This window comes from Lacipirellula sp., from assembly GCF_965279485.1.
Classification (GTDB): Bacteria; Planctomycetota; Planctomycetia; order Pirellulales; family Lacipirellulaceae; genus Lacipirellula.
Window position 1 is genome coordinate 2,873,901 of record NZ_CBDIIC010000002.1, and the last position, 20,599, is coordinate 2,894,499.

At 63.7% G+C, this 20,599-nt stretch carries 14 protein-coding genes; 8 read left to right on the forward strand and 6 right to left on the reverse strand.

All coding sequences use genetic code 11. From position 1 onward, the window contains the following. Nucleotides 1-44 precede the first annotated feature (44 nt). From ACQY7R_RS19110 to ACQY7R_RS19135, 6 genes are all read left to right on the forward strand, one after another. Nucleotides 45-7,040: a M56 family metallopeptidase gene (locus ACQY7R_RS19110; RefSeq protein ID WP_428307163.1), complete on the forward strand. Its 6,996-nt coding sequence runs from the start codon at nt 45-47 to the stop codon at nt 7,038-7,040. 423 nt (nt 7,041-7,463) lie between these two features. Then, nucleotides 7,464-8,663 (forward strand): hypothetical protein, encoded by a 1,200-nt coding sequence (locus tag ACQY7R_RS19115; RefSeq protein WP_428307164.1) that lies wholly within the window; start codon nt 7,464-7,466, stop codon nt 8,661-8,663. Between the two features lie 54 nt (nt 8,664-8,717). Beyond that, entirely contained in the window at nt 8,718-9,206 is a 489-nt protein-coding gene (locus ACQY7R_RS19120; protein WP_428307165.1) for a SixA phosphatase family protein, read from the forward strand. A 252-nt stretch (nt 9,207-9,458) separates the two neighbouring features. Then, nucleotides 9,459-11,087 (forward strand): phytoene desaturase family protein, encoded by a 1,629-nt coding sequence (locus ACQY7R_RS19125; RefSeq protein WP_428307166.1) that lies wholly within the window; start codon nt 9,459-9,461, stop codon nt 11,085-11,087. Between the two features lie 243 nt (nt 11,088-11,330). Further along, nucleotides 11,331-11,723: a Fe-S cluster assembly sulfur transfer protein SufU gene (gene sufU / locus ACQY7R_RS19130; protein WP_428307167.1), complete on the forward strand. Its 393-nt coding sequence runs from the start codon at nt 11,331-11,333 to the stop codon at nt 11,721-11,723. A 149-nt stretch (nt 11,724-11,872) separates the two neighbouring features. Then, the gene (locus ACQY7R_RS19135) at nt 11,873-13,171 is read left to right on the forward strand and encodes an aminotransferase class V-fold PLP-dependent enzyme (protein WP_428307168.1); all 1,299 of its coding nucleotides are present in this window, start codon (nt 11,873-11,875) and stop codon (nt 13,169-13,171) included. Nucleotides 13,172-13,317: 146 nt separating this feature from the next. On the opposite strand, the gene ACQY7R_RS19140 is transcribed toward ACQY7R_RS19135, so the two are convergent. Beyond that, complete coding sequence (locus ACQY7R_RS19140; protein ID WP_428307169.1) at nt 13,318-13,599, reverse strand: SelT/SelW/SelH family protein; 282 nt, start codon at nt 13,597-13,599, stop codon at nt 13,318-13,320. A 93-nt stretch (nt 13,600-13,692) separates the two neighbouring features. Between ACQY7R_RS19140 and ACQY7R_RS19145 the strand changes: the two genes are divergently transcribed. Beyond that, nucleotides 13,693-14,610, forward strand: a complete 918-nt coding sequence (locus ACQY7R_RS19145) for a M48 family metalloprotease (protein WP_428307170.1) — start codon at nt 13,693-13,695, stop codon at nt 14,608-14,610. Nucleotides 14,611-14,727: 117 nt separating this feature from the next. Here the strand turns inward: ACQY7R_RS19145 and ACQY7R_RS19150 are convergent, their stop codons facing one another. After that, entirely contained in the window at nt 14,728-15,867 is a 1,140-nt protein-coding gene (locus ACQY7R_RS19150; RefSeq protein ID WP_428307171.1) for a PA0069 family radical SAM protein, read from the reverse strand. A gap of 225 nt (nt 15,868-16,092) precedes the next feature. Between ACQY7R_RS19150 and ACQY7R_RS19155 the strand changes: the two genes are divergently transcribed. Beyond that, nucleotides 16,093-16,560 (forward strand): FxsA family protein, encoded by a 468-nt coding sequence (locus ACQY7R_RS19155; RefSeq protein WP_428307172.1) that lies wholly within the window; start codon nt 16,093-16,095, stop codon nt 16,558-16,560. A gap of 114 nt (nt 16,561-16,674) precedes the next feature. Here ACQY7R_RS19155 and ACQY7R_RS19160 read toward each other — a convergent pair whose 3' ends face one another. From ACQY7R_RS19160 to ACQY7R_RS19175, 4 genes are all read right to left on the reverse strand, one after another. Next, nucleotides 16,675-18,312, reverse strand: a complete 1,638-nt coding sequence (locus ACQY7R_RS19160) for a cytochrome-c peroxidase (protein WP_428307173.1) — start codon at nt 18,310-18,312, stop codon at nt 16,675-16,677. A gap of 95 nt (nt 18,313-18,407) precedes the next feature. Continuing rightward, entirely contained in the window at nt 18,408-19,010 is a 603-nt protein-coding gene (locus ACQY7R_RS19165; RefSeq protein ID WP_428307174.1) for a peroxiredoxin, read from the reverse strand. Between the two features lie 122 nt (nt 19,011-19,132). After that, nucleotides 19,133-19,651, reverse strand: a complete 519-nt coding sequence (tpx, locus tag ACQY7R_RS19170; protein ID WP_428308909.1) for a thiol peroxidase — start codon at nt 19,649-19,651, stop codon at nt 19,133-19,135. Between the two features lie 301 nt (nt 19,652-19,952). Next, on the reverse strand, nt 19,953-20,516 hold the full coding sequence (locus tag ACQY7R_RS19175; RefSeq protein ID WP_428307175.1) for a hypothetical protein: 564 nt from the start codon (nt 20,514-20,516) through the stop codon (nt 19,953-19,955). Nucleotides 20,517-20,599 lie beyond the last annotated feature (83 nt).

Here is a 20,599-nt window from a genome sequence, read left to right on the forward strand (position 1 = left end):
CCTTCGCGTCTTCGTGGCTAATCCCCGCATAAGGGCTCGCGACAATGAACGCCTCGCTCTGGCAACTCGCCGGTTGGACGATGATTCACTCGCTCTGGCTCGGCGCCGCCGTCGCCCTCGCTGGCGGCATCCTGCGCCTCGTCGCCCGCCGTGCCGCGCCGAGCACGCGCTACGCGATCAGCCTCACGACGCTCGCCGCGCTCGCGATCTCCCCCCTCGCCGCCGCCGCGTGGCTCAGCGTGAACGGCGTTCCCATCGTAAATACTGTCCTGCTCCCTCCCCCTGGGGGGAGCAACGAGCACGATCGCCAGTGGCGATCGAGCGCAGGCGGTAGTCCGAGCGTAGCACCGGGCTGGGGAGGGGGGACTCGTGCAGGTAGCGGCCCGCAGCTCGCCGGCTCTGCAGGCGACATCCAAGACACAGTTCAATCCCCGTCCCCGCTGCTTCACCCCTCCCTAACCCTCCCCCTCAAGGGGAGGGAACCAGAAGAGCAAGTTGTGGGCGAAGTCATCGATCTCGCCCGCTTACCACGAGCTCCGCAATCCACCGGAGAATGGGGAGACGGGTTCGACCGACTACCGGCGACGGCGCCAGCCAACGCAACCGTCGACGCATTCCCTAGCGCCATAGTCGGCAGTCCTTCACCGAGCTTCTCGCCAGCGAGAGGCGCCCCTCTCCCCGCCGATCACCAGTCACCGATCACCGCTTACCTCTCCTCCCTCGCCGCCGCCATTCCCTACCTACCCATCCTCTGGCTCGTCGGCGCCCCGCTCACCTTCACGCTCCTCGCCGCCGGCCTCGTCGGCTCTGAACGCCTCCGCCGCCGCGCGACGCCGCTCGTCGCCGGCCCCGCGTTCGACGCCTGCCAGCGAATGCGCACCGCCCTCCGCATTTCCCGCCGCGTCGCGCTCGCCGCGTGCGACGGCGTCGCCCAACCGGTCCTCGTCGGCGTCTTCCGCCCGCTCATCTTGCTGCCGACCGCCGCGCTCGCCGGCTGGACGCCCGAGCAGCTCGACATGATCCTCCTCCACGAACTCGCTCACGTCCGCCGCTGGGACAACCTCGTCAACCTGCTGCAACGGATTGTCGAGTCAATACTCTTCTATCACCCCGCCGCCTGGATCCTCAGCCGGCAAGTCCGTCACGACCGCGAAGAATGCTGCGACGCCACGGTGATTCGCCACACCGATCGGCCACACCAATACGCCGAACTGCTCGTCTCGATCGCGGCCGCATTACGCGGCGGCCCAGCTCCCTCGCTCGCCGTGGCCAGCGCGATGGCGAGCCACCCCCTCGCCGGCCGCATCCGCCGGATCCTCAACATCGAGGCCGAACCAATGCGCATCACCCGCCGCACGCTCGCCGCCACGCTCCTACTCCCCGCGATCCTCGCCGGCGCCATCCTCTACAGCGGCGCGAGCGCCGAAAATCCCCCTCCCTTCGAGGGAGGGGCTAGGGGAGGGATTCCCGACGCCAACCAACCGAGCACGCTCGCCAGTGACGAGCGAGCGCAGGGCGGTAGTGCAAACGCTGAAGGGACTTCCGACGCCAGTCAAGCAAACACGACAGCCACGGAAAGCCAAGCGCAAGGCGGCAGCGGCCAACCTCCGCAAGCAGCCGCGCCCCAAGAGAACGCTGCCATTCCGGTTACCTACCCGATCGCAGCCCACCCTGTCGCCCTGAGCAAGTTTGCCGAAGTCACTGACGGGTACGACATCACATTTCGACGCATTGCCGGCGATCACCCTCAATGGGCAGTCACCGTCAGCGCCCCAATTCACGTTCACGAGCAACTAAAAGTCCTCCTCACCGAGGCCCCGGCCGCCGTCGAGACGGTTCACACTCCGACCCCTTCCGCTACTGGAAAGCCTTCACGTATCCAAGCCGAAATATCTCAACTTGGAATCGAGGTCCGCAATTACGAAGCTCGTATTCGAGAGATGCAACAAGAACTCGCAAACCTCGCAGCCCTGAAAGAGCTCGCGAATCAGAGCGGTCCTGGAAGCTCTGCACTACAAGTGAAGGTCGCGCTCGAAATCGCCAAAGACCCCACGATTCAACTTTATCAACAGCAAATCGCCGAGCAGTTCGACAAGTTGCAAGCGGCCCTCAAAGATTCGGGATCACCGAACGTCTCAGCAATCAAGCGATTGCAGACATCGCTTCGGCAAAGCGAGGAGGAGTTGGCACAACACCAAATAACAGCGGAAAAATTGATACGGAAAAAGCTTGCCAGCGCGTCCGACGAATCGTTACGAGCCCAGATCGCTGAGTACGATACCCGCAGTAAAGCTATCGAAGAGAGACTTGTGGGGGAGCAAGATAACCTAGAGACGTTCAGGTTAAGACTCTTGGAACTCCTCGCACGCGAGCCCGGCCCTACGGGGGGCAGTGCCGCCAGCGCTCCCGGCTTCGCCGCGACAAGAATGCTACAGCCCCCCAGATCCACCAGAACGGGCCTCACCGGCGACATCTCGCGCACAACGGCCTATTTGCATACCCCGCCATCAAAGGCTTTCGATCCGCATCAACCGCTTGAGACGCAGACGATGCGCCATTGCGAGGCTCTGGTCACCCGCCTGCGAAGCAAGGCACTCCTCCAACAAGTTGTGACCTCGCAGTCCGTCGCCGAACTGCCGACCGTAAAAAACCAAAGCGAGCCCGCCACTTGGCTGCAGCAGCGACTTAAAGCCTACTTCCCGAGCGACAGCGAGATCCTTGCGATTCACCTTGAGGGAGGCGTCGCCGCCGAGGATGAAGCGATCCTTCAAGAAATCATCGACAACTTCATCAAGTCTACAAACGATCCGACAGGCACGCCTGCCGACTCGACAAACGTGGGCGCCCCCGGTCAATCGAACCAGGGGGAGACGGTCGGAAATCAAGAACCGCATCCTCCTGCCTTCAAACCCATCCTCACCCACAACCTGTCCGACAAAGACAGCGCCCCGCTCATCGGCGGCTACGGCATCCTTCAAGAGTTTCCCGCCAACGCCCCGGAGTCGGCCGTCGACGCCGTCGTCAATCGTCTCAAAGCCGACAACCGTCGCTTCTCGGTCGAACAAAGCGAAGACGGCCGCCGCCGCATCGTCGACCAAACGCCTCCGCGGGAGATGGAAATTCTGCGAGAAATCCGCCGACTGGAATCGCTTGTCGAAAAAGTGGAAGATGAAATCACGAACCTCGAAGTCTTCAAAGAGCTAGCGGTGCAAAGCGCCTCATCGCCTGAGGCCTTGAATAAAGCAGTCGCTGCGGAACTTACTTCCAACCGAGAGTTCAACGCCCTCTACGATCGCATCGTAGACCTTGATCGTGCCATCGAATCTGGCGACGGCGACGCGGCCAAGATCGATGAACTCAAAGCCGCGCGCGAGAAGCTCAAGGCCGAACTAAACGCGCGACGCGACGAGGTGGAGAAGACAATCCGCGACGGCCTGCCTGAAAAGCAGAAAGAGACTCTTCGCCCAACGATCCTGGAGTACGACATCCGCCGCAAAGTTGCCGACGAGAGGCTAACTAAGCACCAGCAAGAACTGGATGCCGCTCGCCAGAAGCTCTCGCAACTCGGCGTCGGTAACGCCCCTGCTCAGCCGCAGCCGTCAGCCAGTCGGACGCCATCGAAGGCCGTTGGCATTTCCGACGAAGCCACGCTCAAGAAAGCCTTCGAATCCCGCCCCGACAACCCCACGCTCACCGTTTGCTACGCGCTCGATCAACTCCCCCCGGAGCAATACGAAGATCAGTGGAGCGACATGTTCGACGGCATGAAGCTAGATCCCTACGGCCCGCAGCTCGCCTTCGAGCACGAAACAACCGCCGACAAGCGGCACATGACGATCACCGCTCCAGTGCAAGCGCATCGGGAGTTCTTCGACACGTTCTTCTCCGGCGAGCTGCTCAAAGCCGAACTGGCCGCGCCCAAGCAGAAATCGCCCGGCCTGGTCAAAGAAATCCTGATCAACTTCCTCCCCGAACTCTCGAAGGAAGATCACCAGCGCATCCTCCAAGAAATCAAAGCGACTGGCTTGAGCGCGACGATCACGACGCGCAAACCCCGGACGAGGTCGTCCGCCGCCAATAGGGACCGGACAAGGCCGATCCCCTGCCTCAGCGTGTTAGTTCCCCAAACCTGGCAAGCGAAACCAGTCTGGGAAACAAATGGCAACGGCGAAAAGACGCTGCGAATCATCAACGAAGCCGAATCGCCGCTCGCTCAACCCGCTGACGCATCGCCAGCAGGGAATCAAGACGCTCCAACTCTCGGCTCGTCGCCAACCCCACCTACCGGCGCCTCGCCGCCGCCGGAGGCGCTGTTCGCTAACGCGGCCGGCTCTAGCTCGCCAAACCAGAACGCCCCGTCGGCCAACACCGCCGCTCCCGCTCCTCAGCCGCGCCCAACCCCCTCTAGCGATTGGAACTTGAGCGCACCCGCGGCATCGAGTGCTCCCGTCCCTAGCCTCGCTCCCATCGACCCGGCAAGCAATCCATGGGGGAGCCATGCTGCGCCGCAGCCCACCGATGTTTCCGTCTCTTCCGCGATCAACCCGCAAATCGTTCCGGAGCCCACGAACCAGCGCGCGCGCGCATCTTCGGCATGGAACCAAAACACCACGGGCCCTTACGCAGACGTCGCCCAAACATCCCCCTTCGCGCCTCCCTACCACGCCAACTACGCCACCAACGGCGGCATTCCCGCTGACTTCAACGGCCTCGCCAACGCGGCCAAGAATAAATACGACGGATCCATCACTTGGGACGAGGCCTTCACCACCCTCCACGTCTACGGCCCGGCCAACCTCCACGCGGACGTCCAACGCTATCTGCAGTGGCTCAGCACCGAAGACACGACGAATCCGCCATCCAACCTCGACCTCCAGGCGATCACGGGGCGCCATCGCAAAACAACTTACGAACTCCGCAAAGGCTCGCGTCCGATCGTCGAGGCGTGGTTCGCCGAGCACCCCTCCCACGGCCTGAGCTACCACATTGCCGAGCCCAACGAAGCCCCGAACCTCGTCGCCCGCGGCCCGAAAGAAGCTCACGAGCAGCTAATGGCCGCGCTCATGAATCTCGGCATCCTGCGCTCGACGAGCGGCGAACCACCGCAACCGTCGGCGCCAACGGCCGCACCGCCGCAATCGCCCCCCTTCCCCACGCTCGAACACCAACGACTCGCCGACCACGCCTACAAACTCCTCGGCCTCGAACTCGATCCGCTCACGCCCGAAGAACTCGAACGTGTGAAGAAGCTCGGTTACAACGGCGGCCTCCGCGTCACTCGCGCGGACGCCATGGCCGGTATGGCGGGTATCCACTCGGACGACCTCTTCGTCGGCCTCCACGCTTGGCCGATCAACGATCTCAAGTCGCTCGACGAAGTTCTCAATCGCGGCGACCTCGGCGAACTGAATCCGCTCAAGTACTACGTCGTTCGGAACACGGCGACGAATCCTTTCGGGAAGCAGCAGGCCACAAACGACCAGATCGTCGCCGGCCGCTTCAGAGTAGATCCGACTCTCCTCGCGGGTGGCCCTGATGGCGCAGCCCCAGGGAGCCTCCCTGCCAACGTCATCATGTCCTCGAGCGACTTCGAACCGATCTCCATAATACAAGCTCCAACCACGCAGAAGACGGGTCTCACGGGCGAAACCACGACAACGGCGTACCTCAAACTGAATTTCGACCGCCGCCCCGGCGCATTGGCCAGCGCTGGCGGGCGAACCACGCCGCGAGAGATCCAGCGCTACGCCATGAACTGCCTGACGCTCGTCGAAAGCCCCACAGTCCTGCGAGCGGCTCTGAATGCCGTCACGCCCAAAAACTTCACCATCGCCTGGAGCGACGACGCCGTCGAACAACTGCAAGAACGCTTGAGCGCCTCCTTCCCGGGCGATGGCGAGATCCTTCAGCTGGAACTGAAAGGGGATGAAAAAATCCCAGGCAATGACATTCTCCTCCAAGCAATCATCAACGCCTTCATCACCTCGATGCAGGCCCCGCCGGAATCCGCAGCTGAGGCCAACGCAACGCCCACATCACCGCCCGACGCCGCCAGCGGGCCCACCTTCCTCTACGACGGCAAAACCTTCGAACAGTGGCGCGACCTCTGGAAGAACGAACTAAAAACCGAACGCCGCATCGAAGCGATCAACGCCCTGGCCGCCTTCGCCCGCGCCGGCTACGCCCAGGAAGCAACCGACGCCATCCTCGCCGTCGCCGCCGAGTACCCTGAGGATTATTTGAACACTTCTGCTGAAGGGAGGCTGATGGATGCCGTCGAGGAGGCGATCGCTCGTATCTCAGCCGAACACTGGATGCCGCAGGTGCAAGAGCGAATCGCCGCCGCCGCAGAGCCGGAGAAGAAGCATTGGATTCGTCTCGCAGGGAGGCTCTTGAGCTCGACGCGGGACACGAGCGAATCCGCCCGCGCGCTGGCTGTGAAGTTCTTGCAAATCCCAGACGACGAACTGCTCGGCAGGACGGCGTACTATTTCTACCGAGGCGACCAGGAACTCTCTCAGCCGGTCACGGTCGAGACCGTTCGCCGTGCTCTGCAAGCCGATCCGCCTCGCATCAGCATCACGACCATTGGCTTTCGCCATGTCGACAAGGTTCCCGAAATTATCGATGTCTTCGTAAGAAATTCCCGCGAGCGGGGACAACTGCGGGGACCTGGCGTGGTCGACAATCTGGCCGTTCTCGAAATGCAAAAGCCGCTGCTCGCGATTCTCCGCTCCAAAGACCGATCGCAAGATCATCTCGGCACCCTGCGGGCGTTGAAAACGATGGCGCCCGGATTTGGGCACAGCCAACTGGCGGAACCGCGTCGCAAGATTGCTGAAGACCTCATCGCGATTCTTCCCGATATGCCTTCCGAACTGCAGCCCGCAACGCTGGCCACGCTTTCCGCTTACATGGGACGCGGCGCCGATGAGGTCATCAGAAAGCTCGCGGAGAGGGAAGATATTCCTGCGGAGCTGATCGTGCAGTTGCAGGGGATCGACCAAACTCGCCTTAACGAGGAACTCAACGCCTACTAACCCCGCGCGCCCCTCGGCCGGCGCCACTTCTAACGCAGCCCCCTCCCCACTCCGGACTGGTCGCTTCAGCGACCAGTCCAATGCGCTCCCCATCCCGCGCGCCCACCGCCCCGCCGCACGGGGTGGCCGAGAATCGTTGTGGAAATCCCCGCCCTAAACCGTTAGGTTCGATCTACCGGCGCCCAGGAACCGCTGCGCGCCGCCGACGCCCGATCCGCTCGCGGCACGGTGGCGATCGCACACGACTCCAAGCGACGTCGTGTCGCCTCAAATGCGACACTAAGGACACGACAAATGACCCTAACGCGTTACTGCTAAACAACTTAATCCCGCCAACTTAGTGTCGCCTAAAATCGCATTCACGACAGGCAGCGACGCGACACGACACCAATCCAGCAACCACTCCGTCCGTACGGCCAACTCATGCCCATCCTCATCGGCGTCGACGAAGCCGGCTACGGACCGAACTACGGCCCGCTAGCGATCGCCGCCACCGCTTGGCGAGTTGAGGAAGGGTTCAGCCGTCAGGGTTCAGCAAAAACGAAACAGCGAGCCGGGGCGTCCTCGCCCCCGGCCTCCTCAACCAAAACCGCCAAACGCCCCCCAGCAATCGACCTCTACAAACTCCTAAAAAAATCAGTCGTCCGCTCCCCCCAAGAGTGCCCCGAACGAATCGCCATCGCCGATTCAAAACAGCTCTACAAACCAGGCCTCGGCATCCGCCATCTCGAACGCGGCGTCCTCGCGGCCCTCATGAACGCGTCGCCGACGCCGCACGAAACATGCGTTGAACACGTGAAGGCACTGCTCGCCGCCACGCTCGCCGATCAAAAATCGCGTCGCCACGAACCCGCCTGCCACGCCGGCGACGACCTGCCGCTGCCACTCGATGCGGTCGCCGAGGAAATCTGCACGGCAGCCGCCCTCTTCCGCGAAGTCGCCGCCGCCAATGGCGTCGCGTTGCTCAGCGTTCGCGCGAAGCTGATTTATCCCGCTGAGTTCAACGACCTCGTCGACCAGCACGGCACGAAGGGAGCGGCGCTGTCGCATCTCACCCTGGAACTGGTGCGTGAAACAGTCGACGCGGCGCTGATGACCGGAAGGATAAACCCTCCGGCTCGCCGTTCTGCGAACGCCTCCGCTCGCAATCGCTCCCAAACCCAAGCCACGCTCTTCCCCCCTGAGTTCCAAACCTCGACCCCTACCGCCTCCCCTCCCCCCCGACCCCTGAACCCCGAACCCTGCCACCTCACTCTAGACAAACACGGCGGCCGCAATCGCTACGCGGCGATCCTCCAACACCACTTCCCCGACAGCTGGATCGAAACGCTCGACGAAGGCCGCGCCGCCAGCCGCTACCGCTGGACGCATCGCGACGCCCCGATCGAAGCGACCTTCCGCGTCGGCGGCGAAGAGCAACTGCCGACTGCTCTCGCCTCGATGACCGCCAAGTACCACCGCGAACTCGCGATGCGAGCGTTCAACGATTTTTGGACGACTCGTCTCCCCGGCCTGAAACCAACCGCGGGCTACCCAAACGATGCGAAACGATTTCGCGCGGAGATCGAGCACCTGCAACGCAAATTGAAGATCGACGATCGCCTCATCTGGCGAAATCGATAGCCGGCCAATTCGCTCCTACCAATGACCGATCACCAGTAACCGATCACCACGCCTATGCACCTCTACATCATCCGTCACGCCTGGGCCTACGAGCATGGCGACCCGCGGTGGCCCGACGATTCGCAGCGGCCCCTTGAAGATGCAGGCGTCGAGCGCTTCGCCCGCGTCGTCGAACTCCTCGGCGAACGCGGTTTCGCCCCGCAAGCGATCGCCACGAGCCCCTATGTCCGCTGTCGACAAACCGCCGAGATCGCCGCCGCACACTCCACGCAGTCGCCGCAGATTACCGAACTCGACGCATTGCAGCCTGGTAGCGACTTCGCCGAACTCATCGCCTGGACCCGCCAGCAACAGGTCGATTCGATCGCCTGGGTCGGCCACGCCCCCGATGTCAGCCTGCTCACGGCCGCCCTCATCGGCGACGGCGACGCACTCATTCGCTTCGCGAAAGGTTCGGTGGCATCGCTCCGCATCGCCCCCCCGCTCGGCGCCGGCTGCGGCGAACTTGAGTGGCACGCCACCGCGAAGCTTCTAGGAGTCTAAAACGCTCGGCATTTGTTTCCCCTAGCCCCGGGCTCCGCCCGGGGGGTCGGTTACCACACCGCGCGACGTAGCCAAACAGAATAGAAACCCACCCCCGGGCAAAGCCCGGGGCTAGAAGCAACACAGCGAGAATGACCGCAGCGATCTAGAAATCATGTCACCAGCGCGAGATAACCGATGCTAGGGAGACGCGATCATAGCGTGATTCACAGTCGTCTCTCACGAGACTGCTAGCAAGGAAGCGGTGTGGGCATGGCTCAGCATGGCAAGTTTGATTGCATCATCATCGGCGGCGGCCACAACGGCCTCGTCTGCGCCGCGTACCTCGCCAAAGCGGGCCGCAGCGTGTGCGTCCTCGAACGCCGCCACGTCCTTGGCGGCTGCGCGACCACCGAAGAGCTGTGGCCCGGCTACAAAGTTTCGACCGCCGCGTATGTGATCAGCCTGTTTCAAATGGGCATCCTCCGCGAACTGCGGCTGCCGCAGTACGGGCTCGAGATTCTGCCGCGCAATCCCTCGTCGTTCACGCCGCTCCCCGATGGCCGCAGCCTCACGCTCGGCCCCGACGCGGCGATGGCCGAGCGCGAGATCAGCAAGTTCAGCATCCGCGATGCAACCGCGTACCCGCGCTACAACGCGCTGCTCGAACGGATCGCCGCGACGCTCGAACCGGCGCTCAACGAAACCGCCCCCGATCCGCTGCCGCTGCCGGAACACTGGCGCAAGATCGGCATGGGCAAGCGGCTCCGCGACGGCAAGAAGCTGTGGCAACTCCACGGCGCGCTGAAGGCCCTCGGCGCCGATCTTCCCGAAGCGGTCGAAATCCTCACCGGCGCCGCGCGGCCGATCCTTGAGCGCTGGTTCGAGAGCGAGATCCTCAAAGCCACCCTCGCCACAGACGCGATCATCGGCGCCTTCACCGGCATCAGCTCGCCCGGCAGCGCGTACGTGCTGCTCCATCACGTGATGGGCGAAGCCGGCGGCGCTCGCGGCGTGTGGGGTTACGTCCGCGGCGGCATGGGCGGCCTCGCGACGGCCCTCGAAAAGGCCTGCCGCGATCTCGGCGTCGACGTCCGCCGCGAGTCGCCCGTCAACTCGATTCAAACCGATCGCCACGGCGCCTGCGGCGTAGGGCTCGAAGACGGCACGCAGCTCGAAGCCCGCGTCGTCGCGTCGAGCGCCGACGCTCACGTCACCTTCGAGAAACTGCTCGATCCGCAAGTGCTGCCCGAGGAGTTCCGCACCGCCGTCTCGCGGATCGACTACGCCAGCGCGTCGGCGAAGATCAACGTTGCCCTCTCCGAGCCGCCGCAGTTCACCGCGCTGCCCGGCACCGGCGTCATGCCGCACCATCACGGCACGATGCACATCGGCCCGACGCTCGACTACCTCGACCGCGCTTACGATGAAGCGAAGTACGGCGAACCGAGCAGCAGCCCGATCCTCGAGATGACGATGGCCACCAGCGTCGACGAAACGCTCGCCCCGCCCGGCAAGCACATCTTGTCGATGTTCGTCCAATATGCCCCGTACAAGCTCGCGAGCGGCACGTGGGACGAACGCAAAGAAGCGTTCGCCGACCGCTGCATCGAGGTGCTGGCCCAGTACGCCCCGAACGTGCCGAAGGCGATCGAGCATCGGCAAGTGCTCAGCCCGCTCGACCTCGAACGGGTCTACGGCATCACCGGCGGCAACATCATGCAGGGGGCGATGTCTCCGCATCAGCTCTACTGCTTCCGGCCGGTCGCCGGCTGGGCGGATCACCGCACCCCGGTGCCGGGCCTCTACCTGTGCGGCGCCGCCAGCCACCCCGGCGGCGGCGTGATGGGCTCCTGCGGCAAAAACGCCGCAACGGAAATCCTCCGCGATAAAGCGTGGTAAAAGGGTTCAGGGTTCAGTAAGAGAAGCGAGCCGAGGCGTCCCCGCCCCCGGACCGTGTACCACGCCCCGCTCCCGCGAACCTAGCCCCTCAATTCCCCCCCTCTTATAATGAGGGATCGGATCACGGCTGCGCTATCCCTGCCTGGGGAATAACGCCGCCAAGACCGCGGGGACAAGCCCCGCGGCTCGCTTTCGATTCCTAGCGCCTCGCGCCTTCCAACTAGCGCCTAGCTACCTTCGCACATGCCTTCCGAAGAAGAATTCTATCAGGAGCACATCCTCGACCATTACGAGGATCCGTTCCATCGCGGGCATCTCGCCGAGGCGACGCACGCTCACGAAGACAAGAACCCCCTCTGCGGCGACGTGGTGCGGATCGAGCTCGCCCTCGACGACGACGGCAAGATCAAGAACGTCTACTTCAACGGCGACGGCTGCGTCATCAGCCAAGCCTCGGCCTCGATGCTCATCGAAGAGATGTACGGTAAGACCGTCGACGACATCAAATCATTCACTGCCGAGCAAATGCTCGCCCTCTACGGTCCGCGGCTCACGCCGAACCGCCAAAAGTGCTGCCTCCTCTCCTGGAAGGTCCTGCAATCGGCCGTCCACTCGCCGCTAACGACCGACAACTGAAAAAGACTAACCACCAAGACACGACGGCGCAAAGAACACACGAAGAAATCCCAAGCGACTGTTTAGCAACGAACCCAACCATTCAGTCTTCTTCGTGCTTCTCTTAGTGCCTTAGAGCCTTCGTGGTTAGCTCCCCCAAGAAATAAAAAATGCCACCAACGACCGCCGCGATCGATCGCACCGCCCTGCTGCCGGTCGCGCTGCGCAACGACTTCCCGATCCTCAGCGAAGAAGTCGGCCACCATCAGCCGCTTGCGTTTCTCGACAACGCCGCCAGCACCCAGCGGCCGCGGCAGGTGATCGACGCCATCAGCGGCGTCTACGAGCGCACTTACGCCAACGTCCATCGCGGCATTCACACGCTCAGCGAGCTCAGCACCGAGCAGTACGAGACCGCCCGCCGCAGCGTCCAGCAGCTGATCAACGCCCGCGAGTTCCACGAAGTGATCTTCACCTCAGGGACCACCGCGTCGATCAACACCGTCGCCCGCAGTTGGGGCGACGCCAACCTCCGCGCCGGCGACGAGATCATCCTCTCGGTGATGGAGCATCACTCGAACCTCGTCCCCTGGCAGCAACTCGCCCAGCGAACCGGCACCGTGCTGCGGCATATTCCGCTCACCGAGGACGGCCGGCTCGACATGCCGGCGTTCGAGCAGCTACTTAACGAACGCACGAAGCTCGTCGCCGTCGCCGCCGTGTCGAACACGCTCGGCACGATCAACCCCGTCGCCGAAATCGTCGCCAAGGCTCACGCTGCCGGAGCGCTCGTACTGATCGACGCGGCGCAAAGCGTGCCGCATCTCGCGGTCGACGTGCAGGCGCTCGACATCGACTTCCTCGCGTTCAGCGGCCACAAGATGCTCGGCCCGTCGGGCGTCGGCGTCCTCTACGGCAAAGAATCACTGCTCGACGCGATGCCCCCCTTCCTCGGCGGCGGCAGCATGATCAACGAAGTGAAGCTCGACAGCTTCACCCCCGCGGCGCTCCCCGCGAAGTTCGAGGCCGGCACGCCGCCGATCGTTCCCGCGATCGGCATGAGCGCGGCGATCGACTACCTGCAATCGATCGGCCTCGACGCGATCCACCGCCACGAGTTCGAACTGACCCGCTACGCCTACGACGCCCTCTCGCAAATCGAAGGCCTGCGGATCCTCGGCCCAGCGCCGGAACATCGCGCGGGCTTGGTGAGCTTCGCCTTCGAGAAAGTGCACGCCCATGAGTTCGCCCAGGTGCTGAACGACCAGTTCGGCGTCGCCGTGCGAGCGGGCCACCACTGCACGCAGCCGCTGCACGCCCACCTCGGCATCGCCGCCAGCACGCGGGCGAGCTTTTATCTGTACAACACGCTGGAAGAAGTCGATCGGCTGATCGAAGGCGTGCAAGCCGTGCAGCGGATGTTCGCCCCGCAAGGCCGGCAACGCAAGCGCCGCAAGCCGGATGAGTGAGCGTGCCCACACTTCTAGCCCCGGGCTCCGCCCGGGGGTCGGCTTCCATTCCGCTGGACGTCGGTGCGCGTAACACTCCCCCCAGCAGAACCATTCGGTGCGTCGTCAGGCTGAAAGCCTGACCTACGCGAAGCGTGGGAACGAGATCACTTCTTCTCGCTGTGGCCGAGCTCCTTCTCCGGCGCAATCCGATCTCTTATCAACTGCTTCAACTCCTTGATATCCGGAAACCCCTCTCGCTCCGCGCGATCCCACACGAGCTCCTCGTTCACGCGAATCTGAAACACGCCCCCCGTCCCCGGCGCCAAGGCCACCTCGCCCAGTTCCTCGGCGAACGTCGACAGCAGTTCCTGCCCCATCCACGCAGCGCGCAGCAGCCAGCGGCATTGGGTGCAGTACACGATCTCGACTCGGGGCGAACGGTTCATAGCGGCTCCTGATAACGCCGAATTTTCCTCAGCTTCGGCCGCCTGCTATAGTACTACCGGCCACTTCTCTTGCAAAACCGCGGAACCGTCGCCATGCGATTGCCCAGCCCCTTTCCGTTTCCCCAACAACGGTCGCGCAGCTCCGGCGGGCGGTCCCCCTTCGGCGGTTCGTCGGACGGGCGGTCGAACGGCCTCAAGGCCCGGCTGCTCATCGCGCTCGCCATCGTCGGCTTCGCCGTGCTGAGCTACTATCTCAAGCCCGGTGACATGAACGAAGTCACCGGCGAAGTCGAACGCGTCGCGCTGATCGATCCCGAGGAAGAGATCCAGCTCGGCTTGCAAGCCGCCCCCGAAATGGTCGACATGCATGGCGGCCAGTCGCGCGATCGCGGCGGGCAGCAGGCGGTAAACATCGTCGGCAACCAACTGCTCGATGCGCTCGACCGCGACCTCAAGCAACACGATCGCCACAACCCATATCGTGACGCCTTCCGCTTCACGCTGCTCGCCGATCCGCAAACGGTGAACGCCTTCGCCCTGCCTGGCGGGCCGGTCTTCATCACCCAGGCGCTCTACGACAAGTTCACGACGAAGGGCCAACTCGCCGGCGTGCTCGGCCACGAGATCGGCCACGTCCTCTCCCGCCACGCCAATAAGCAAATGGCGCGACAGGGAATGTTCCAAGGGATCGCCGGCGCCGTCGGCGTGCTCGGCGGCGACATGAACAGCGCTCAAATGGGCCAGATGGTTTCGTCGGTCCTAAGCACCAGCTACGGCCGCGACGCCGAACTTGAAAGCGACAAGTGGGGCGTCCGCCTGATGGCGATGGCTGGCTACGACCCGCGGGCGATGATCGACGTGATGCAGATCCTCGACGAAGCAAGCGGCGGCGCGGGCGGCCCGCCGGAGTTCCTCAGCACGCACCCGAAGCCGGCGAATCGGGTGGAGTACATCAAGCGGGTGATTGCCGAAGAGTTCCCCAACGGCGTACCCGAGGGTTTAGAGAAGTAACCCGCAAGCTCGTCCGCCTTCTAGCCCCGGGCTCCGCCCGGGGGTCGACCGCCACATCGCCGACGTTGCCAAACGGAATGGAAACTCACCCCCGGGCGGAGCCCGGGGCTAGAGCTCTCAAAACAGCGGCAACTGCTCGCCGCTGATCCGCGGCGGGCGGAACGCTTTGTTGCTCAGCGGCGGCGACTTGCCGTCGAGCCCGTACCGCTTGGTGAATACGCGCAGCGTCTGTTCGATCTGATCCGCCAGAGGCCCCGTGCCGCGCATCCGTTTGCCGAACTCAGGCGTATTCAGCTTGCCGCCACGGGCGGCGCGAACGAAGGCTTCGACCTTCGCGGCGTGATTCGGCCGCTGCCGGGCGATCCAGTCGAGGAAGACGTCTTTCACCGTCGTAGGGAGCCGCAGGATCGTGTGATGGACGCCGATCGCTCCCGCTTCGCTGGCGGCCTTGAGAATCGCAGGGACTTCGCTGTCGGTCAGTCCGGGGATGATTGGGCCGATCATCACGTTCGTCGGCACCCCGGCCTTGGCAAGCGTTTCGATCGCCCGCAGTCGCGCCGTCGGGGCGCTGGTTCGCGGTTCCATCACGCGGACGAGCGACTGGTCGAGCGTGGTGACGCTGATCGCCACGCGCACTGCCTGATGAGCGGCCAACTCCTGCAGTAAGTCGACGTCGCGCGTGATGAGCGCGTTCTTGGTGATGAGACCGACCGGCTGACGACACTCGGCGAGCACCTCCAGGCAGCCGCGCGTCAGCTTGAACTCTCGCTCCGCCGGCTGATAGCAGTCGGTCACGCCGGAGAAGACGATCGTCTCGGCCGTCCACTTCGGCCGCGCGAGGAACGCCCGCAGCAGTTCGGGGGCGCGGCGTTTGACGAGAATCTTCGTTTCGAAGTCGATCCCCGCGCTCATGCCGAGGTACTCGTGCCCGGGACGAGCGTAGCAGTAGCTGCACCCGTGGCTGCAGCCGCGGTATGGGTTCACGCTGTAGTTGAAGGAAACGTCTGGGCTGTCATTCGTGGCGACGATCGACTGCGACTCATCGTCGAGGTACTGCGTCGGCGGGCGGTCGAGCGCGTCGAGGTACTCCTCGTCCTCGGCGACGTGCTCGAAATCGTCGACCTGCCGCGTGTGGAGGTACGGATTGTCCGGCTGCACCCCCGCGGCCCGGCCGCGAATGTTCGGTCGTGAATTGGCGCCGCTCATCATCGTGCCATGGCTGGAAGCGTCGAACCATGCGGCGAATCGAGGCCGCACCGTCGATTGTGTACACATGTACACAATCACGTCAACCCTAGTTCCACAAACCGGCGTTTCCAAGGATCGCGGCCGGCGCATACTATTGATGAGGTCGCGGCTAACACCGTGGCCGCGGAAGATTCGCGGCCTGCCGACGAAGTCCCTATGGGGCGCCATCGAGCAGCCGCCCCCCCGTGATCACCGCCTCGCCGTTTCGCTTCCGAAAGGACCAACGCTCCCCCGATGCTTCGCACGCTGGTACTCTTTGTGTTCGGCTACATCATCGTGGAGATGATTCTGCTCATTTCGCTGGGAAGGGCGCTAGGATTGGTTCCGACATTGCTGATCGTTTTAGGCGCCGGGTTCCTGGGAGCTTGGCTCGCGCGACGCGAGGGGCTGCGGTCCGCGCTGCGGATGCGGAGCCAGATGGCGGCCGGCGCGATGCCCGCCGCGGAACTGACCGACGGCCTGCTGATCGGCCTGGCCGCGGTGCTGCTGATCATCCCCGGCGTGCTCGGCGACATTATCGGCATCGCCCTGCTGCTGCCGCCGACGCGGGCGTTCATTCGCCGCTCGCTAGCGGCGAAGTTCGGCAAAGCGGCGACGTTCAGCCGTTTTACGGTCGACGAGAGCGGGCGGGCGGTGCACACGCCGCGCGGGGATCAGATTATTGACGCCCGCGTGATTGAGACGCGGGTGGTTGAGGAGTAGAACGCCGACGCGATTCTAGCCCCGGGCTCCGCCCGGGGGTCGGCCGCCACATCGCGCGACGTTGCCAAACGGAATGGAAACCCACCCCCGGGCGGAGCCCGGGGCTAGGGAAGCTCACGCCGCTTTGGCTTCGGCCTTCTCTTCCTTCAGCTCCTCTTCCGCCTTCTCCTTCGCCACCTCCGCGTCAGGCAGCAGGCGGTCTTCCTCGACCTGCGGCAGCTCGCCGGTGAGACCTTCCTTCATGAAGGCGACGAGGTCGGCCTTGTCTTGATCGCTCAGTTCTAGCTTCTTCACCTTCTCGCTCAGCCACGCATTCGGATGGCCACCCTTGGCGTACCACTCGACGACCTCTTCGAGCGTCGCTTGCGAGCCATCGTGCATGTACGGAGCGGTCTGCGCCACGTTGCGGCAGGTCGGCGTCTTGAAGGCGCCCTTGTCGATTTCTTCGTTCGAGATCACGAAGCGGCCGAGATCGGGTTCCTTCGCATCCATGCCGACGCCGAGGTTGTGGTACTTCTCGTCGGTAAAGTTGGCGCCGAGATGGCATGCGGTGCAGCCCGCCTGCTCGCTGAAGAAGAGCTTGCCGCCGCGGATGGCGCTCTCGCTGATCGGATGATCGTCGGAGGCCTTCTTCAGGGCCATGTATTCGTCGTACAGCTCTTCGTCCTCTTCCTTCAGCGCGTCGAGGTCTTCGATGTCGGCGGCGTACTGCTGCTGGAAGTTGTCGAGCTCCGTGTAGTAATCCCACGGCGCCGGGCCGGTGACGAGAGTCCGCTCGAACGACGCGATCGCCTTGGCGACGTTGTCGATCGTCAGGCCGTCTTCGAACACCAGGTTGAACTGCTTCACGTAGCCGGGAATGCCGCGGAGGCACTCGATGCAGGCTTCGTGAGTGTTTGACATCTCAATCGGATTCGCGATCGGGCCCTTCGCCTGCTCTTCAAGCGACGCGGCCCGGCCATCCCAGAATTGGGCCCCGCTAAGGATGCGGTTGTACGCGGTGGGCGAGTTGCGATTCCCCTCCTGCCCTTCGACGCCGACGCCGAACTTCGTCGCCGCGGCATAGCCAGTCTCGGGGGCGTGGCAGCTTGCACAGCTGACCGATGCATCGGACGAGAGCCGCGGATCGAAGTAGAGTTGCCGGCCGAGTTCAATCTTCGCGCGAGTGAGCGGGTTCTCGTCGAGCCCCTTCATCTCCGCTTCGCCTGCCTTGAGGCCGAGCGGCAGTTCGGGCTTCAGCACGACGTGGTTCTTCGGTTCGGCGAGCCAGACTTCCATTTCCTCAAGCGTAATCTCGCCTTCGCCAGGGATGCCGGCCGTCAGCGAGGGATCGCTCAGCTGGACCGTTTCGGCGGGGAGCATCTTCGTGATTTTCTCGCCGGGGGCGGGGAGATCAGCGGCCGCGTCGAGCTTCGGCTCAATGCCCGGCTCTTGCTCCAGATCGGTGTCGACGTCGGCCGAGGCGACGGCGTCGGCAGCGGCTTCTTCGCCCGCATCTTCCGCAGGGAACTCAGGAGCAGGACCGCCCGCTGCGGCTTTCTCGGCGGCCGCATCGACGGCGAGTTCTTCGGCGTCTTCGACCACGGCGTCCGCCTTCGCATCAGCACCCTTCGCATCAGCACCCTTCGCGTCATCCTGCTTCGCAGCCGCCTTCCCCTTCGCCGGCGGCGCGTCGCCGTCGCCCAACAGATACTTGTTCGCCAGCAAGGCGATCGCGACCAGAACGACAACAACGACGATGAACCGCGCCATGCGTCAACTCTCCGAGCTTGGGGTCAAAAGCTTGAGATAAAGAACCGGCCGCGGCGCCCTTTTGGCTGCCGCGGCCGGCTGGATCCTTCCGGCGACTAGCCTGCGGTTTGCAGGTTCGCCTTTTCGAAGTACTCGAGACTCTTCTCGGGATCTGGCTTGATGGTGAGGCTACCTTGCTTCCAGTTGGCCGGGCAAACTTCGCCGTTCTTTTCGAAGAACTGCAGCGCGTCGACCATGCGGAGGGCTTCGTCGACGCTGCGGCCGAGCGGCAAGTCGTTGACGACTTGGTGGCGAACGACGCCTTCCTTGTCCATCAGGAACAGGCCGCGGAGGGCGATGCCGTCGTCGGTGAGGACGCCGTACTCTTCGCCGATCTTGCGGTTGAGGTCAGCGAGCATCGGATAAGCGATGTCACCGAGGCCCCCCTCCGAGCGGGTACGTTGACGCCACGCGAGGTGGGTGAAGTGGCTATCGATCGAGCAGCTCAGCAGCTGAACGCCGCGCTTCGCGAACTCGGCGTTCGCATCCGAGAAGGCGATGATCTCGGTCGGGCAGACGAAGGTGAAGTCGAGCGGGTAGAAGAACAGCAGCACGTACTTGCCGCGGTAATCTTCGAGCTTCACTTCTTGGAACGTGCCGTCGGCCATGACGGCCTGACACGAGAACGACGGGGCGGTCTTTTGCACGAGCGATGACATGGCGAATTCTCTCAACGATCTGTGGTAAATGGCAGTGGCGGATGTGCCGGCGGGAAAAACGAATTGTCTGGACGAGAATCGTTCCTTCGATTCATTCTTCAACCAAACCTTGGAGGGCGGCGCTACGCTAGCGACTTCACGGCGGCGAGCGCGGGTTCGTAGTTCGGCTCGCTGGCGACTTCGGGGACGTATTCGACGTAAGCAACCTTGCCGGCGCCGTCGAGCACGAAGATCGCGCGGGACAGAATCTTCAGCTCTTCAATCAGCGTGCCGTAGCTGTTGCCGAAGTTACGATCTTGGTAGTCGCTGCCGACCCGCATGTTCGTGATCCCCTCGGCGCCGCAGAAGCGGGCTTGGGCGAACGGCAGGTCGAGGCTGACCGTCACGGCGTTGATCTTGTCGCCGAGCGCGGCGACCGACTCGTTGAACTTCTTCGTTTGGATCGCGCAGACCGGCGTATCGAGCGAGGGGACGACGCTCAGCAGCGTCGGCTTGCCCTTGAGGTCGGCCAACGTCAATTCCTTCAGGCCGTCTTTGTAGTAGTGAAGCTTGAAGTCGGGAGCCGCGTCGCCGACAGCGAGCGCCTTGCCAGCCAGCGTGAGCGGGGTTCCCTTAAACGTGACGGCGCCTGAGCGACCCATATCTTGACCTTTCAGCATGAAGGCAGTGAGCGTGATGCAACCTGCATGGCGGGACGCGCTGCAGGGACACTTATTGTCTGCTTTTGGCGAGCCAAGACAAGGGTTTCAGGGCGTCGCAACGGCCAGTATAGGGGAGGTCTATCGCTGGTAGAATTGCCGCCTATTTGGCGAAAGAAGGAGACGGTTGCGTGCCACTGCTGGCTTGTCCAGCAGTGCGAAGCGTGTACCCGGCGCGCACTGCTGGACGAGCCAGCAGTGGCACCCCCTCTGGACGCCGTGGGCTCTGTGGCGAATCACGACGTCACGCCCCCGTCGCCGTGCGGTAGCAATGGTCGAACAGATGCTCCCACTCCAGCCGCTGGATCTCGCGGCACGCAAGATCGTCGCCGCTGCGCACCGCCGCTTCGCACGCATCGACGAACGCGTACGGATCGAACGCCCCGCTCGCCGTCACGCGCTGCACCGCCTTGCTGTCGCTCAGCCCGAGCTGCGCGATCGCCGACCCCAGCTCGCCGAAGACTTCATGCTGCCCCACGTGGCGGAACCAGTACTTGGCGTTGGAGAAATCGCCTTCGCGGCGATGCATCACGCCATGCCAAAAGCTGCCGCTCGGCGTTTCGATCTGCTGGCTGATCGAGTGCGACTCGTCGAGGAAGTCGTGGAGCAGCCAGAGGCCCGCGAGGCAGCAGCGGGCCATGTCGAGATCGGCGAGATGGGCGTCACGAAACGCGGTGGCGAGCGTCACCCCCTGCAGCGTGCGTCGTGAGTTGGCGTCGCCGCGGCCTCCGCCTAGGGATCGGAGCCGATCGCCTGACAACAGCGGCGTGAACGCCGGTCCGTACGCCGCGGGGTCGAAGGTGTCCATCGCGTTGCCTCATTCCGAGTGGTGCGTCGCAGTGCGGGCTGCGACGTACCAGTCTCGGAGAGGCTTCGCTCACCGTCAACTCA

Coding starts and splice junctions, on each gene's coding strand:
- ACQY7R_RS19110 (WP_428307163.1), top strand. CDS start 45: ATGAACGCCTCGCTCTGGCAACTCGCCGGTTGGACGATGATTCACTCG.
- ACQY7R_RS19115 (WP_428307164.1), top strand. CDS start 7,464: ATGCCCATCCTCATCGGCGTCGACGAAGCCGGCTACGGACCGAACTAC.
- ACQY7R_RS19120 (WP_428307165.1), top strand. CDS start 8,718: ATGCACCTCTACATCATCCGTCACGCCTGGGCCTACGAGCATGGCGAC.
- ACQY7R_RS19125 (WP_428307166.1), top strand. CDS start 9,459: ATGGCTCAGCATGGCAAGTTTGATTGCATCATCATCGGCGGCGGCCAC.
- sufU (WP_428307167.1), top strand. CDS start 11,331: ATGCCTTCCGAAGAAGAATTCTATCAGGAGCACATCCTCGACCATTAC.
- ACQY7R_RS19135 (WP_428307168.1), top strand. CDS start 11,873: ATGCCACCAACGACCGCCGCGATCGATCGCACCGCCCTGCTGCCGGTC.
- ACQY7R_RS19140 (WP_428307169.1), bottom strand. CDS start 13,599: ATGAACCGTTCGCCCCGAGTCGAGATCGTGTACTGCACCCAATGCCGC.
- ACQY7R_RS19145 (WP_428307170.1), top strand. CDS start 13,693: ATGCGATTGCCCAGCCCCTTTCCGTTTCCCCAACAACGGTCGCGCAGC.
- ACQY7R_RS19155 (WP_428307172.1), top strand. CDS start 16,093: ATGCTTCGCACGCTGGTACTCTTTGTGTTCGGCTACATCATCGTGGAG.
- ACQY7R_RS19160 (WP_428307173.1), bottom strand. CDS start 18,312: ATGGCGCGGTTCATCGTCGTTGTTGTCGTTCTGGTCGCGATCGCCTTG.
- ACQY7R_RS19165 (WP_428307174.1), bottom strand. CDS start 19,010: ATGTCATCGCTCGTGCAAAAGACCGCCCCGTCGTTCTCGTGTCAGGCC.
- tpx (WP_428308909.1), bottom strand. CDS start 19,651: ATGGGTCGCTCAGGCGCCGTCACGTTTAAGGGAACCCCGCTCACGCTG.
- ACQY7R_RS19175 (WP_428307175.1), bottom strand. CDS start 20,516: ATGGACACCTTCGACCCCGCGGCGTACGGACCGGCGTTCACGCCGCTG.